The organism is Streptomyces kunmingensis, assembly GCF_039533535.1.
In the GTDB taxonomy this organism is placed as follows: Bacteria; Actinomycetota; Actinomycetes; order Streptomycetales; family Streptomycetaceae; genus Streptomyces; species Streptomyces kunmingensis.
In genome coordinates this window covers 188,732-202,555 of the sequence record NZ_BAAATS010000006.1, presented here as the reverse complement: position 1 = coordinate 202,555, position 13,824 = coordinate 188,732, and the positions used below count along the sequence as shown (strand labels likewise).

Sequence of the window (13,824 nt, the reverse complement as noted above, 5' to 3'; positions counted from 1 at the left end):
GCGATGCGGACCCGCACTCTGGGCCGGGGAGGCGTCCTGATCACGGAGCTCGGTTTCGGCGCGGCGGGGATCGGCAACCTGTTCACCCCGGTCCGCGACGACGAGGCGTACGCGGCCGTCGACGCCGCCTGGGATGCCGGGATCCGGTACTTCGACACCGCACCGCACTACGGCATCGGGCTGTCCGAGCGGCGCCTCGGTGAGTACCTGCGCAGCCGGCCCACGGGCTCGTACACCCTCTCCACGAAAGTCGGCCGGCTCCTGGAGCCCCACGACGGTGGGGGCACCGACCTGGCCAGTGGGTTCGCCGTGCCCGCCACGCACCGCCGCGTCTGGGACTTCAGCGCCGCCGGGGTGCGCCGCTCCATCGAGGAGAGTCTCGGCCGGCTCGGCGTCGACAGAATCGACGTCGTCTATCTGCACGACCCCGACGACCACGCCGAGCAGGTCTTCGGCGAGGCGTATCCGGAGCTGGAGCGGCTGCGCGGCGAGGGGCTCGTCGACGCCATCGGCGCGGGCATGAACCAGGCGAAGATGCTGACCCGGTTCGTCCGGGACACCGACGTCGACGTGGTGCTGTGCGCGGGCCGCTACAGCCTGCTCGACCAGCGGGCCCTGCCCCGCCTGCTGCCCGCGGCTGCCGCCCGGGACGTCTCCGTCGTCATCGGCGGCGTCTACAACTCCGGGCTGCTCGCCGACCCGAAACAGGGCGGCACCTTCGACTACGCCCTCGCCGCACCCGAAGTGGTGGAGCGGGCCCTGAAGTTCAAGGAGCTGGCCGAGCACCACGGCACCACCTTGCGCGCCGCCGCGCTCGCCTTCCCCTTCGGCCACCCGGCCGTCACGGGCGTCCTCGTCGGCACTCGCTCGGTGGACGAAGTCCTGGATACGGCCGAGCAGTTCGAGGCGCCCGTGCCCGCCGAGTTCTGGTCCGACGCCCGCGACCGCAACCTGCTCGCGGCCGACGTCCCCACCCCCGAACAGAAGGACCGCGCGTGAGAGTCGCCCTGCACACCAAAGTCCGCGCCGACCGTGTCGAGGAGTACGAGGCCGCCCACCGCGAGGTCCCCGCCGAGCTGGTCGCCGCCATCCGCGCGGCCGGCGCCACCCGGTGGACGATCTGGCGCAGCGGCACCGACCTGTTCCACGTCCTGGAGTGCGCGGACTACGCCCGGATGCTCGCCGAGCTGGAGAGACTCCCGGTGAACATCGCCTGGCAGGCCCGGATGGACGAGCTGCTCGACGTCGCCCACGACTACTCGTCCGACGGCGCGGAGGCGGGCCTGCCCGTCGCCTGGGAGCTGCCATGACGACGGCCCCGGACCTCATCGACGCCCACCACCACGTCTGGGACCTGTCGGTCCGCGGCCAGGACTGGATCACCGGTCCCGAACTCGCGCCCATCCGCAGGGATTTCACCCTCGACGACCTCGCCCCGGAGGCGCGGGCGGCGGGCGTCCGGGCCACCGTCCTCGTGCAGACCGTCACGGTCGCCGAGGAGACGCCCGAATTCCTCGCCCTCGCCGACCGCAGTGACCTGGTCACGGCGGTCGTCGGCTGGACCGACCTGACCCGTCCCGACGTGGCCCATGCGCTCGCCTCGTTGCGCCAACTCCCGGGCGGGCAGCACCTCGTGGGCCTCCGGCACCAGGTGCAGGGGGAGCCCGACCCCGAGTGGCTGCTGCGCCCCGACGTGAGCCGGGGCCTGGCCGCGGTGGCCGACGCCGGGCTCGTGTACGACCTCGTCGTACTCCCGCACCAGCTGCCCGCCTGTGTCAAAGCCGCGGCCGAGCACCCGGAACTGACCTTCGTACTCGACCACTTGGGCAAGCCGCCGATCGCCTCCGGCGAACTGGAACCCTGGCGCTCCCAGGTGCGGGCGCTCGCGCACCTGCCCAACACGGTCTGCAAACTCTCCGGCCTGGTCACCGAGGCCGACCGGGCGACCTGGACCGTCGACGCGCTACGGCCCTACTCCGAGACGGTCCTCGACGCGTTCGGTCCGGGCCGCGTGATGTTCGGCTCCGACTGGCCGGTCTGCACACTCGCGGTGACGTACGAGCAAGTCATCGATGTGGCTCGGGAGTTGGTGGGCGGTTCGGACGAGGACGTGTTCGCCGGGACGGCCCGGCGCGTCTACCTCAGCCGGGTCGGTGCCAGAAGCTCCCGCACGTAGGTCCGCTCCCACCACGCCCCCGTCGCGCGCAGCTCGCTCCACGTCGTGTACCGGTAGCGGTAGACGCGGGCCCGGATGTGGGCGGGCGGCGCGTCGGGGAAGGGGCAGTGCCGCAGCAGCCGCAGCGTGTCCCGGTCGCCCTCCAGAAGCCGCTCGACCAGCCCGTCGAACCACGGGCGGGCGTACGCCGGCGACAGCGCGGCGAACCACATCATCCAGTCGAGCCGCAGATGGTACGGCGCGAACTGCCGCGGAAGCCGGCGCGGATCACCGGGCTTGCCCTTGAACTCGTAGGCCAGCCAATCGGATTCGGGCCGAGGAGTCGTGTCGGCGGTGCCCTCGATCACGATCTCCTGGCGGACCCGGCCGACCGTGCCGAAGGCCCCGTACGTGTTGACGAGGTGCAGGGAGTCGTACGACCGGTTCATGGACTGGCGGCGGGACAGCAGATTGCGGGTGGGCCGCCGGCTCAGCACCGCCACCAGCACCGTCACGGCCAGCACGACGATCTCGTACCAGAGCGGAGCCGCGGGCAGGTCGCGGCGGGCGTGCAGCGGACTCAGGTCGAGGGCGGCGACGGCGATCACGACGGTCAGCCAGTTCAGCCACGCGAAGTTGCCCGACAGGATCAGCCACAGCTGGGTGACGATCATCAGCGTGGCCGCCGCGGTGGCGACCGGCTGGGGCGTGAACAGGAGGAAGGGCACCGCGAGTTGCGTCACATGGTTCGCCGCCGCCTCCACCCGGTGCAGCGGGCGCGGCAGCCGGTGGAAGAACCAGCTCAGCGGGCCCGGCATCGGCTGCGTCTCGTGGTGGAAGTACAGGCACGTCAGGTTCCGCCAGCACGCGTCGCCGCGCAGCTTGATCAGGCCCGCGCCGAACTCCACGCGGAACAGCAGCCACCGCAGCAGGAACAGGACGAGGACCGGCGGCGCCACCTCGTCGTTGCCGAGGAACACCGCGAGGAAGCCGACCTCCAGGAGCAGCGACTCCCAGCCGAAGCCGTACCAGAGCTGGCCGACGTTCACGATCGACAGATACAGCACCCACGGCGCCAGCCACAGCAGCATCGCGCCCCACAGCGGCAGCAGCCCGTCCGCGCCCGCGAGCAGCGCCGCCGCGAGCACGGCCCCGGCCCACGCGCACCCGGCGAAGAACCGGTCGGAGTAGTGCAGCCGGAACAGCGTCGGCGCCCGCCGCCACGGCACCCGTGCCAGGAACCGCGGCACCGGCAGCATCCCGCGCTCCCCGATCAGCGCCCGGAACTGGAGCGCGGCCCCGACGAACGCGGCGAGATACACGGCGGCCAGGCCGCGCTGGAACACCAGGCGGCTCAGCCAGTAGTCGGTGGCACCGAACCAGTTCACGCCCTCAGTCTGCGCCGACCCGCCCGCCGAGGTCACGAAGCCGCAGCGGCGCGCCCCGCCCCTGCCGGAGCCCCGGGCCCGCGCCCGGCCGGCCCGCGCCCGGCGCGGCGCCGGCCCGTCGAGCCCCGCCGCGCGAGCCCTCCTCGAGCGGCTGCGCGCGGCCCTCGTCCCGAATGCGGCCCCCTGAAGCTGCGCCTAGCGTGGGCCCCATGGACGCGGGTAGCGGGGGCGGCGAGGAGCCCGGCCATTCCCCCGGTGGGGAGGGCCCGGACGACTCCGCGCGCGGATTCCTTGAGACGTACGGCCGCGGTCTGCGCATGGGCGGCTTCGAATGGGACCTCGACACCGGCCTGATGCACATGGACGCCAACGCCCACCAGGTGTTCGACATCGGCCCCGAGGAGTACGACGACCGCCCCGAGACCCTCGCACTGCGCGTCCCGCCGGGCGAGGGCAGCCGGCTCGACGCCCTCGTGTCCCAGGCGCTCAAGAGCGGCGAGGAGAACTACGGCGCGTACTTCCGCATCCGCACCCGCGAGGGCGAGCTGCGCTGGACCCACACCCGCGGCTACATCCGCCGCGACCGGGCCGGCCACCCGCGCCGCATCGTCGGCATCGTGCGCGACGCCACCGACGAGCTCAACGACGCCACCGTGCAGCACGAACGCGCCGCCCGCGAGGCCGTCCGGCGCCGCGAGACCAGCGTCGTACAGAGCACCACCGCCGCCCTCGCCCACGCCCGGACCGTCAAGGAGGTCATCGACGTCCTGCGCGAGACGCACGGCATCGAGCACCTCGGCGCGACCAGCTTCGTCATGGGCCTGGTCCGCGCCGGCCGCATCCACCTGGTCGCCGAAGGCCCCTCCGGCAGCTTCGTGCCCGGCACCCACGTCACCCGCATCGACGACCCGTACCCCATGGGCGAGGTCGTCAGCACCCTCAAGCCCCGCTTCATCGAGTCGCCCGAGGACTTCGCCGAGTCCTACCCGGTGCTGTGGCCGCACATCACCCACCTCGGCATCCGCTCGGCCGCCTACCTGCCGCTCATCGCGCAGGCCCGGCCCATCGGCGCCGTCGGCCTGCTCTACCACGACCGCAAGGGCTTCACCCAGTCCGAGCGCAACGTGCTCGTGGCCCTCGGCAGCAGCATCGCCCAGAGCCTGCAGCGCGCCATGTTCTACGAGCAGGAGAAGGACCTCGCCCAGGGACTGCAACAGGCGATGCTGCCGCGCACCATTCCGGCCGTGCCGGGCGCCGACATCGCCGTGCGCTACCGTGCCGCGTCCGGCCAGTCCCTCGGGCGTGACATCGGCGGCGACTGGTACGACGTGATCCCGCTGCCCGGCGGCCGCGTCGGCGCCGTCATCGGCGACGTCCAGGGGCACGACACGCACGCCGCCGCCGTCATGGGCCAGCTGCGCATCGTGCTGCGCGCGTACGCCGCCGAGGGGCACACCCCCGCGACCGTCATGGCCCGCGCCTCCGTCTTCCTCCACGAACTCGACACCGACCGCTTCGCGACCTGCCTGTACGCGGAGGCGGACCTGTCGACCGGTGTCGTCCAGATCGTGCGCGCGGGGCACCTGGACCCGCTGCTCCGCCTGACCGACGGCACCTGCCGCAGGCTGCCCGCCGACGGGGGCCTGCCGCTCGGCCTGTCCGCCGAGTTCGGTCGGCTCGCCTACCCGGTGACCACCGCCGAACTCGACCCGGGGCAGACGCTGTTGCTCTGCACGGACGGCCTCGTCGAGCAGCCCGGCGCCGACCTCGACGACGGTCTGCGGGCCCTCACCGCGCTGATCGGCACCGGCCCCGCCGACGTCGACCAGCTCGCCGACCGGCTGTGCGAGTCCGTCGACGAGCGCGGCGGCGAGGACGACGTGGCGCTGCTGCTCCTGCGCCGCCGGGACGCGGGCGCCCCGCAGAGCGGCGGCCGGCTGACCGAGCACGTGCCGCCCGGCGACCCCGAGGCGCTGAGCGCCGCCCGGCACATGATCAGGGCCGCCGTCCGCGCCTGGGGCGCCGGCGACAGCGCCGACGAGGTCGAACTCGTCGCCGACGAACTCGTCACCAACGCCCTCATGCACACGGACGGGCCGGCCGTCGTCACCCTGCGGGTGCTGACCGGGGCCGAGCGCCGGCTCAGGGTCGACGTGGAGGACAGCTCCAGCGCCCTGCCGCGCCGCCGTGAGGCCGGGGACGCCGGTGTCTCCGGGCGCGGCCTGCTCCTCGTCGACCGGCTCGCCGACGTGTGGGGCGTGGAGGCGCGCGGCGGCGGCAAGTGCGTGTGGTGCGAGTTCGTGGTCCCCGCGCGCCACCCGTGACACAGGGCCGCGTCACCGCTGACACAGGGCCGCCTCACCGGTGACCCAGAGCCGCGTCACCCGTGACCCAGAGCCTCGAAGGCGGGCTCTCGGCCGGGCGGCGCCGGCCATTCGCGCAGCGGCCACTCACGGCCGTCGTCCCACTCGGTGAGCAGCAGGCGCGCACCCGCGTTCGCCTCGTGCTCCTTCCGCATGTCCCCGAACTTGAATTCGGCGGTGTCCGGGTCGTCCCACCACCCGTCGAGGACGTGAGCGCCGTCGATGGTGAGGCTCAGGTGATATCTGCCGGGCGGGGTGGTCACGTCCACAGCATCGCCCGGCGACGGGAAAGGCGCTGGATCATGAGAGTAGTAAACCGCAACCGTTCACCCGTACGGCCCATTCGGGAATACGGCCCCGATGACGGGTACACCGGCTCTGCCGCACCAGGAGCGGGCGTCCTGCCCGGCCTGCCGACTACACGCAGTGAAGCCCCGTGTTGCATCGATGCCGGTCAGGCCGCGCCATGGGATACGAGGCACATGGTCGATGCGGCGATCCCCGTTCGCCCCCATGTTCCGGAGGGAGTGATCGAGCATGACGCAGGGCGAAACCTTCAACACCCCCGATGCCCTCGTGGGACTCACGGCGTACGACCGCACCGGAGAGAAGATCGGCAGCATCGAGCGGGTCTATCTCGACGACGCGACGGGCCGAGCGGACTGGGTGACGGTGAAGACGGGCCTCTTCGGCATGAAGGAGAGCTTCGTCCCCCTGGCCGGCGCCAGCCGCGGCGGTGACGACTCACTGAAGGTGGCCTACACCAAGGAGGCCGTCAAGGACGCGCCCCGCGTCGATGCCGACCAGCACCTGGACCAGGCCGAGAAGCAGGAGCTCTACGCGCACTACGGCCTCCAGGGTCCGGCGGCGACCCCTACCGGGGACACCGGGCGCATGGGCACCCGCGGCGCCGCGGGTGCCGGTACGGCGGCCGGTATGGGCATGGGCATGAGCGGCGAGACGCAGCACGGGCGGCACGCCGGTGCCGGTGCGCGTGAGCCCGCTATGCGCTCCGGTGCCGGAACCGACGGCAAGGACGAGATGATCCGCTCCGAGGAGCGCCTGCGCGTCGGCACCGAGGAGCAGGAGGTCGGCCAGGCCCACCTGCGCAAGGTCGTCGAGACGGAGAACGTCACGACCTCCGTCCCCATCTCCCACGAGGAGGTTCGCGTCGTACGTGAGCCGATCCGCGAGGGCGACGCCAAGGGCGCGAACATCGGCGAAGCCGAGACCGAGGTGACGCTGCACGCGGAGCGCGCGGTCGTCAGCAAGGAGACCATCCCGGTGGAGCGCGTCCGCCTCGAGACCGAGAAGGTCACCGAGACGGACGAGGTCTCCGGCACGGTCCGCAAGGAGAAGATCGAGTACGACACCCCCGAGGCCGACCGCAAGGGCATGCCCCGCGAGGGCAAGGGCATGCCCCGTGACGGCAAGTCGGGTCCGGGCCACGGGCCGCGTCACTGACGCCTCCTCCCCGGAAGGTTCGGCGGGCCCGGCTGTGAAGCCGGGCCCGCCGGCCTGTGTGCTGTACGCACCGGCCTGTGTGCTGTACGCACCGGCCTGGGTGCCGTACGCGCACCGGACCCGTCGGAGCGGCCGCCCGGCCTCTTCGGTGGCACCCTGGACGTATGCCTGAACTGCCCGAGGTCGAAGCGCTGAAGGACTTCCTCACCGAGCATCTGGTGGGGCACGAGATCACCCGGGTCCTGCCGGTCGCGATCAGTGTCCTGAAGACGTACGACCCGCCGCTCACCGCCCTCGAAGGGCAACCGGTGACGTCCGTGACGCGGCACGGCAAGTTCCTCGACATCGGCACCGCCGACGGCCCCCATCTCGTCACGCACCTGGCCCGCGCGGGCTGGCTGCAATGGAAGGACCGCCTCCCCGACGGGCCCCCGAAGCCCGGTAAGGGGCCACTGGCGCTGCGCGTCGCGCTGGAGACCGGCGAGGGCTTCGAGCTCACGGAGGCCGGCACGAAGAAGAAGCTGGCCGTGTACGTCGTCCGCGACCCCGGCGACGTACCGGGCGTCGCCCGCCTCGGCCCCGACCCGCTCGCCGCCGACTTCGACGAGGCCGCGTTCGCGAAGCTGCTCTCCGGCGAGCGGCGCCAGATCAAGGGCGCGCTGCGCGACCAGTCGCTGATCGCGGGCGTCGGGAACGCCTACAGCGACGAGATTCTGCACGTCGCCCGCATGTCCCCGTTCAAACCGACGACGACACTGACCCCCGACGACGTCCACACGCTCTACGAGGCGCTGCGCGACACACTCACCGACGCCGTGGAGCGTTCCCGCGGGGTCGCCGCAGGCCGCCTCAAAGCCGAGAAGAAGAGCGGACTGCGGGTCCACGGGCGGGCCGGAGAACCCTGCCCCGTCTGCGGCGACACGGTCCGCGAGGTCAGCTTCAGCGACAGCTCGCTGCAGTACTGCCCGACGTGCCAGACAGGCGGCAAACCGCTCGCGGACCGGCGGATGTCACGACTGCTGAAGTAACCACCCGCGATCGGCCCCGTGTTGGCCCCCGGACCGCCCTGTGCTGATCACCCGGGACCGCCCACGCCCCGGTCACCCGGGACCGGAAGGGCCAGCAGCCGGTCGCCGTCGGTCGCCCGCACCTCGAAGCGGCGGATCTCGCCGGGCCGGTCCGCGGCCCCGCCCTCCACCGTGACCCGGTCCCGTTCGCCCCGCACCGACCAGCTCGCCACCGTCTGCTCGCCGCCGTCCCGGCCCACCGCGACCAGCTCGCAGACCCGCGGCCCGCCCGGATCACGCACCTCCAGGCCCACCTGCGTGCCCCACCCCCGCTCGTCCGCGGTGAGCGTCGCGGCCACCCCGGTCGCCGGATCCCGGCCGCGCAGCGTCAGCGCCGCCGGATCCTCGCCCGTGCCCGGCGCGAGCAGCGCGGCGCCCTGCCCGGCCGCCCCGAGCAGCAGCACCGCCGCGACGGCCGCGCCCCACAGCCGTCGCCGCGCCGCGCGATGCAGCGCGCCGAGCCGGTCGACGGCCCGCTCCACCAGCGTCGGCGCGGGCCGCGCGAACAGCTCCACGCACCGCGGCGTCGCCCGCGCGTACACCCCCAACGCGCCCGCCGCCGGGCCGAGTTCGTGCAACCGCGCTGCACACACCGCGCACTCCACGAGATGGTCCTCGAAGCGGAACCGCTCCGCCGCGTCCAGGACCCCCAGCGCGTAGGCGCCGGCGTCGCGATGCCGTTCCAGGGACCTCATGCGTTCCTCCCGCTCTCGCCCACCGGTACGCACCCGGCGCCCGATTCACTCAAGCGACCACCCGATTACACTCCGCCGCATGCTGCGCGTACTGGCCGTCGACGACGAGGAACCCGCCCTCGCCGAACTCCTCTACCTCCTGCGCGCGGACCCGCGCATCCGCAGCGCGGACGGCGCCACCGACGCCACCGAGGCGCTGCGCCGCATCGGGCGTGCCCTCGAGGACGGCCCCGGCGGCGACGGCTCGATCGACGTGCTCTTCCTCGACGTCCAGATGGCGGGCCTGACCGGACTCGACGTGGCCCGCCTGCTCGCCGGGTTCGCCCGCCCACCCCTGGTCGTCTTCGTCACCGCCCACGAGGACTTCGCCGTGCAGGCCTTCGACCTGAAGGCCGTCGACTACGTGCTCAAGCCGGTCCGCAGGGAGCGGCTCGCCGAAGCCGTCCGCCGGGTCGCCGAACGCGCGGCCAGCGCCCCGCCCCCGGCCACCGTCGCCGACCGCATCCCCGTCGAGCTCGGCGGCGTGACCCGCCTCGTGGCCGTCGCCGACATCACGTACGCCGAGGCGCAGGGCGACTACGCCCGGCTGCACACGGCGGACGGCGCCAGCCACCTCGTCCGCATCCCGCTGACCACGCTGGAGGAGCGCTGGCAGGCGCTCGGCTTCGTCCGCGTCCACCGCAGCCACCTCGTCTCCCTGCACCGCATCGACGAACTCCGCCTGGACGGCGGCGGCATGACCGTCCGGGTCGGCGCCGCCGAGATCGCCGTGAGCCGCCGGCACGCGAGCCGCGTACGGGAACTGCTGATGCGGCGGGCCACCGGCTGACGAGGCCGCCCCTTCCTTCGGCCGCCCCGGCCTGCCTACACTCCGCCCGTGTCCGAACCACGGCGGCAGGTGGTGACCGGCGAGCCGCGCACCGTGCACGGCGCGCCCGGTCTGCCCGGCCTGCGCACCCAGGGCGAGATCGACGAACAGACCCCGCTCGGCGCCGCCTACGTACGGTCCCTCATGCGCGGCCAACTCCGGGCGGCGGCAGCCGCGTTCGCCGTCCTGGCGCTGCCCGTCGCCGTGCTGCCGCTCTTCTTCGGCGCCCTGCGCAACCCGGCCGTCGAATGGCTCGTCCTCGGCGTCGGCTGCTACCCGTTCCTCGTCCTCATCGCCTGGTGGTACGTGCGCCGCGCCGAGCGCAACGAACGCGACTTCGCCGATCTGGTCCGCGGCCGTGACACCGGAGCGCCGTGAACGAGGCGTACGCGATCCCCGCGGTGGCCGTCGTCGTCCTCGCCACCGTCCTCATCGGCGGCTTCGGGCTGCGCATCTCCCGCACGACCTCCGACTTCTACGTCGCCTCGCGCACCGTCGGCCCCCGCCTCAACGCGGCGGCGATCAGCGGCGAGTACCTCTCCGCGGCGTCCTTCCTCGGCATCGCGGGCCTGCTCCTCGTCCACGGCCCCGACATGCTCTGGTACCCGGTCGGCTACACGGCCGGCTACCTCGTCCTGCTCGTCTTCGTCGCGGCGCCGCTGCGCCGCTCGGGCGCCTACACCCTGCCGGACTTCGCCGAGGGCCGCCTGGAGTCGCTCCAGGTCCGCCGCGTGGTCAGCATGTTCGTCGTCGGCGCGGGCTGGCTGTACCTGGTGCCGCAGCTCCAGGGCGCGGGCCTGACCCTGCAGATCCTCACCGGGGCGCCGCGCTGGTTCGGCGGCGCGCTGGTCGCGGCGGTGGTCGTGCTCGCCGTGGCGGCCGGCGGCATGCGCTCGATCACCTTCGTCCAGGCCTTCCAGTACTGGCTGAAGCTGACGGCCCTGCTGGTCCCGGCGTTCTTCCTGCTCCTGGCCTGGCGGGGGAGCGGCAGCCCGCCGGGTGACCTGCCGCCGGCCGATCTGCCCTCGGCGGGCGTCGGCGCGGGCCAGCCGCTGGCCACCAGCCGCGCCGACCACCCGCTCTACGCCACGTACGGGCTGATCGTCGCCACGTTCCTCGGGACGATGGGCCTGCCGCATGTCGTCGTCCGCTTCTACACGAGCCCGAACGGCCGCGCGGCCCGCCGCACGACGGTGGTGGTCCTGGCCCTGATCGGCACGTTCTACCTGCTGCCCCCGCTCTACGGCTGGCTGGGCCGGCTGTACGCGCCCGGCCTGACCGCCACCCACGACGCGGACGCCACGGTCCTGCTGCTGCCCGGTCTCGTCGTGGGCGGCGTGGCGGGCGATCTGCTCGGCGCCCTGGTGGCGGGCGGCGCGTTCGCCGCGTTCCTGTCGACGGCGTCCGGCCTGACGATGGCGGTGGCCGGGGTTGTCAGCCAGGACGTCCTGCCGTCACGTGGCGTACGGCACTTCCGGCTGGCCGTCGCGCTGTCGATGGCGGTGCCCCTGGCCCTGGCGCTCCTGGTGGACGGTGTCCCGGTGGCGGACGCGGTCGGCATGGCCTTCGCGGTCTCCGCGTCCTCCTTCTGCCCGCTCCTCATCCTGGGCATCTGGTGGCGCCGCCTCACCCCTCCGGGGGCGTTGGCCGGTCTCTTCCTGGGCGGCGGCTCGGCGTTCGTGGCGGTGACGTCGACGGTGGCGGGCGCGGCCACGGAGGGCTGGCTCCACACCTTGCTCGCCTGGCCCGCGCTCTGGTCGGTCCCGGTCGGCTTCCTGACGATGATCCTGGTGTCCTTGGCCACCCCGCACACGATCCCACCCCACACGACAGCAACCATGACCCGCCTCCACCTCCCGGAGACACTGTGGTCGGGCGCCCCTCAGGGGCGCGGGGAACGGCGCGAGCAACCACCGGCAACCGGCACTCGCAGGACGCCCTCCGCCCCCGCGGCGGGTGGCGCCCTGAAGGGGCGCGGGGAACGGCGCGAGCAACCACCGCCAACTCGCGCCCCCATCACGCCCCCGCACCCCACGACGGAAGGCCACGCCCAGTGACCGGCACCGTCACAGCGACCCTCCTCGCCCTCTGCCCGGTCCTGCTGGCGGCCGGCTTCCTCGTCGGCAGACGCACCGCCCACCCCGCGGGCCGCAGCGACGTGGGCACCCCGGTCGAGCGGGCCACCTTTGAAACCCTGCACACCGCCTCCCTGGCCGCCCCGGCCCTGCGCGCGGGCCTCACCGAGGACACGGCCCGCAAGTCCGCCCGCCGCCTGCGCACGCTGCTGGGCACGGACGCCCTGGCCGTGACCAACCGCTCGGCGGTCCTCGCCTGGGACGGCGCCGCCGAACAGCAGCACGCCGCCCACGTCCTGGGCCAGGTCGTCCCGGTCCTGGCCGGGGGCCGCTCCGTGGCGTTCGACTGCGGCTGCGCCGACGTCGACTGCCCGCTGCGCTGGGCGGTGGCGGCCCCGGTCGTCGCCGACGGGCGCGTCCTCGGCTCGCTGGTCGCCTACGCGCCCCACGAGTCCGCGGTCCTGGCGCGGGCCACGGACGAGGTGGCCCGCTGGGTCTCGGTCCAGCTCGAACTCGCCGAGCTCGACCGCTCCAGGACCCGCCTCATCGAGGCCGAGATCAAGGCGCTGCGGGCCCAGATCTCACCGCACTTCATCTTCAACTCCCTCGCCGCGATCGCCTCGTTCGTCCGTACGGATCCCGAGCGGGCCCGCGAGCTGCTCCTCGAGTTCGCCGACTTCACCCGCTACTCGTTCCGCAAACACGGCGAGTTCACCACCCTCGCCGACGAACTCCACTCCATCGACCAGTACCTGGCACTGGTCCGGGCCCGCTTCGGCGACCGCCTCTCCGTGACCCTGCAGATCGCCCCGGAGGTCCTGCCGGTCACGCTCCCGTTCCTGTGCCTGCAACCCCTCGTGGAGAACGCGGTCAAGCACGGCCTGGAGGGCGCGGTGACCCGCAGCCGTATCACCATCGGGGCGACGGACGCGGGCGCCGAGGCCGAGGTGGTGATCGAGGACGACGGCGTGGGCATGGACCCCGCGGAGCTGCGGGCGGTCCTGCGCGGCGAGGGCGGCGCCTCGCACGGCATCGGCCTGTCGAACGTCGACGAGCGCCTGCGGCAGGTCTTCGGCGACGCGTACGGCCTCGTGATCGAGACGGGCATCGGCGCGGGCACGAAGATCACGATCCGTATACCGAAGTACCGGGCCGGCGTGTACGCGCCCTGAACGCCGACCCGTTCTCAGAACAGATGGATGGCCAGATGCCCGAGCGGTAACCCCAGCTGCCACGCCGGGGTCCACACCTGCGGCCCGTCCTCCTCGTCCGGGACGGGCACGGCGTCGAGATCCGGCGCGAGCAGCTCCGTCTCCTCCAGCCATCTCCAGGCGGCGGCGGCCAGCTCCAGATCGGGCGAGCCAGGTCCGCCGCACGCGGCCCGCTCCCGCTCCTCCCGCTCCGTGAAACGCGCCCGCACCCAGGCCTGCCACGGCTGGTCGTACGCCGTCAGCGACGACCACGTGTCCAGCTGCGACACCACCCGGATCCCGGACAGCTCGTCGTCCGAGTCGGACAGGAAGATCGTCAGGGCGAGCGCGTCGCGCCCGGCCCGGAACTCGAAGGACGTGGGGGGCATCAGATCCCCGGTACGCAACAGTTCGTCCGCGATGTACTCGGCGTACAACCACGCCATGGGAACGACGAGTTCACCGCCGTCGGCGCCCGAGGCACCGCCCTGGCTCTCGTGCAACATCCTTTCCTGCCTTCCTCCGGTCCGTGCGCTTCGCCGGCCCCCGGACCCCACCC

The 13,824-nt window shown here is 73.3% G+C and carries 14 protein-coding genes; 10 read left to right on the top strand and 4 right to left on the bottom strand.

Annotation, left to right across the window (positions count from 1 at the left end; all coding sequences use genetic code 11):
• The first annotated feature begins 3 nt into the window (after nucleotides 1-3).
• Genes ABD366_RS09260 through ABD366_RS09250 form a run of 3 tightly spaced genes read left to right on the top strand, consistent with a single transcriptional unit; the run spans nucleotide 4 to nucleotide 2,176 of the window.
• Nucleotides 4-999, top strand: coding sequence for an aldo/keto reductase (locus ABD366_RS09260; RefSeq protein ID WP_324766801.1), 996 nt, complete (start codon nucleotides 4-6; stop codon nucleotides 997-999).
• Nucleotides 996-1,310 carry an L-rhamnose mutarotase gene (locus ABD366_RS09255; RefSeq protein ID WP_324766802.1) on the top strand — a complete coding sequence of 105 codons (315 nt, stop codon included), beginning with the start codon at nucleotides 996-998 and terminating at the stop codon, nucleotides 1,308-1,310. The genes ABD366_RS09260 and ABD366_RS09255 overlap by 4 nt, the downstream gene beginning before the upstream one ends.
• Complete coding sequence (locus ABD366_RS09250) at nucleotides 1,307-2,176, top strand: amidohydrolase family protein (protein WP_324766803.1); 870 nt, start codon at nucleotides 1,307-1,309, stop codon at nucleotides 2,174-2,176. Before ABD366_RS09255 ends, ABD366_RS09250 begins: the two co-directional genes overlap by 4 nt.
• Here the strand turns inward: ABD366_RS09250 and ABD366_RS09245 are convergent.
• Complete coding sequence (locus ABD366_RS09245; RefSeq protein ID WP_324766804.1) at nucleotides 2,137-3,543, bottom strand: lipase maturation factor family protein; 1,407 nt, start codon at nucleotides 3,541-3,543, stop codon at nucleotides 2,137-2,139. The genes ABD366_RS09250 and ABD366_RS09245 overlap by 40 nt on opposite strands.
• 209 nt (nucleotides 3,544-3,752) lie before the next feature.
• On the opposite strand from ABD366_RS09245, the gene ABD366_RS09240 reads away from it, so the two are divergent.
• Nucleotides 3,753-5,867 carry a SpoIIE family protein phosphatase gene (locus ABD366_RS09240; RefSeq protein WP_324770348.1) on the top strand — a complete coding sequence of 705 codons (2,115 nt, stop codon included), beginning with the start codon at nucleotides 3,753-3,755 and terminating at the stop codon, nucleotides 5,865-5,867.
• 56 nt (nucleotides 5,868-5,923) lie between these two features.
• On the opposite strand, the gene ABD366_RS09235 is transcribed toward ABD366_RS09240, so the two are convergent.
• Nucleotides 5,924-6,169 carry a hypothetical protein gene (locus ABD366_RS09235; protein ID WP_324770350.1) on the bottom strand — a complete coding sequence of 82 codons (246 nt, stop codon included), beginning with the start codon at nucleotides 6,167-6,169 and terminating at the stop codon, nucleotides 5,924-5,926.
• Between the two features lie 274 nt (nucleotides 6,170-6,443).
• Between ABD366_RS09235 and ABD366_RS09230 the strand changes: the two genes are divergently transcribed.
• Nucleotides 6,444-7,370, top strand: a complete 927-nt coding sequence (locus tag ABD366_RS09230) for a PRC and DUF2382 domain-containing protein (RefSeq protein WP_324770351.1) — start codon at nucleotides 6,444-6,446, stop codon at nucleotides 7,368-7,370.
• 164 nt (nucleotides 7,371-7,534) lie between these two features.
• Complete coding sequence (locus tag ABD366_RS09225; protein ID WP_324770352.1) at nucleotides 7,535-8,398, top strand: Fpg/Nei family DNA glycosylase; 864 nt, start codon at nucleotides 7,535-7,537, stop codon at nucleotides 8,396-8,398.
• Nucleotides 8,399-8,445: 47 nt separating this feature from the next.
• Here the strand turns inward: ABD366_RS09225 and ABD366_RS09220 are convergent, their stop codons facing one another.
• Complete coding sequence (locus tag ABD366_RS09220) at nucleotides 8,446-9,132, bottom strand: zf-HC2 domain-containing protein (protein WP_344441447.1); 687 nt, start codon at nucleotides 9,130-9,132, stop codon at nucleotides 8,446-8,448.
• A 79-nt stretch (nucleotides 9,133-9,211) separates the two neighbouring features.
• On the opposite strand from ABD366_RS09220, the gene ABD366_RS09215 reads away from it, so the two are divergent.
• From ABD366_RS09215 to ABD366_RS09200, 4 genes are all read left to right on the top strand, one after another.
• Nucleotides 9,212-9,961, top strand: coding sequence for a LytR/AlgR family response regulator transcription factor (locus ABD366_RS09215; RefSeq protein ID WP_324770228.1), 750 nt, complete (start codon nucleotides 9,212-9,214; stop codon nucleotides 9,959-9,961).
• Nucleotides 9,962-10,033: 72 nt separating this feature from the next.
• Complete coding sequence (locus ABD366_RS09210; protein WP_324770230.1) at nucleotides 10,034-10,378, top strand: hypothetical protein; 345 nt, start codon at nucleotides 10,034-10,036, stop codon at nucleotides 10,376-10,378.
• A complete protein-coding gene (locus tag ABD366_RS09205) occupies nucleotides 10,375-12,057 on the top strand; it encodes a sodium/solute symporter (RefSeq protein WP_324770227.1) in 1,683 nt (560 codons plus the stop codon). The genes ABD366_RS09210 and ABD366_RS09205 overlap by 4 nt, the downstream gene beginning before the upstream one ends.
• Entirely contained in the window at nucleotides 12,054-13,247 is a 1,194-nt protein-coding gene (locus ABD366_RS09200) for a sensor histidine kinase (protein ID WP_324770226.1), read from the top strand. Before ABD366_RS09205 ends, ABD366_RS09200 begins: the two co-directional genes overlap by 4 nt.
• 14 nt (nucleotides 13,248-13,261) lie before the next feature.
• Here the strand turns inward: ABD366_RS09200 and ABD366_RS09195 are convergent, their stop codons facing one another.
• Nucleotides 13,262-13,771 carry a hypothetical protein gene (locus ABD366_RS09195; RefSeq protein ID WP_324770225.1) on the bottom strand — a complete coding sequence of 170 codons (510 nt, stop codon included), beginning with the start codon at nucleotides 13,769-13,771 and terminating at the stop codon, nucleotides 13,262-13,264.
• Between the last annotated feature and the right edge of the window lie 53 nt (nucleotides 13,772-13,824).

Excerpts from the sequence above, each read along its gene's own strand:
- ABD366_RS09225 (WP_324770352.1), top strand. The coding sequence starts at position 7,535 with ATGCCTGAACTGCCCGAGGTCGAAGCGCTGAAGGACTTCCTCACCGAG.
- ABD366_RS09220 (WP_344441447.1), bottom strand. The coding sequence starts at position 9,132 with ATGAGGTCCCTGGAACGGCATCGCGACGCCGGCGCCTACGCGCTGGGG.
- ABD366_RS09230 (WP_324770351.1), top strand. The coding sequence starts at position 6,444 with ATGACGCAGGGCGAAACCTTCAACACCCCCGATGCCCTCGTGGGACTC.
- ABD366_RS09250 (WP_324766803.1), top strand. The coding sequence starts at position 1,307 with ATGACGACGGCCCCGGACCTCATCGACGCCCACCACCACGTCTGGGAC.
- ABD366_RS09195 (WP_324770225.1), bottom strand. The coding sequence starts at position 13,771 with ATGTTGCACGAGAGCCAGGGCGGTGCCTCGGGCGCCGACGGCGGTGAA.
- ABD366_RS09240 (WP_324770348.1), top strand. The coding sequence starts at position 3,753 with ATGGACGCGGGTAGCGGGGGCGGCGAGGAGCCCGGCCATTCCCCCGGT.
- ABD366_RS09215 (WP_324770228.1), top strand. The coding sequence starts at position 9,212 with ATGCTGCGCGTACTGGCCGTCGACGACGAGGAACCCGCCCTCGCCGAA.
- ABD366_RS09260 (WP_324766801.1), top strand. The coding sequence starts at position 4 with ATGCGGACCCGCACTCTGGGCCGGGGAGGCGTCCTGATCACGGAGCTC.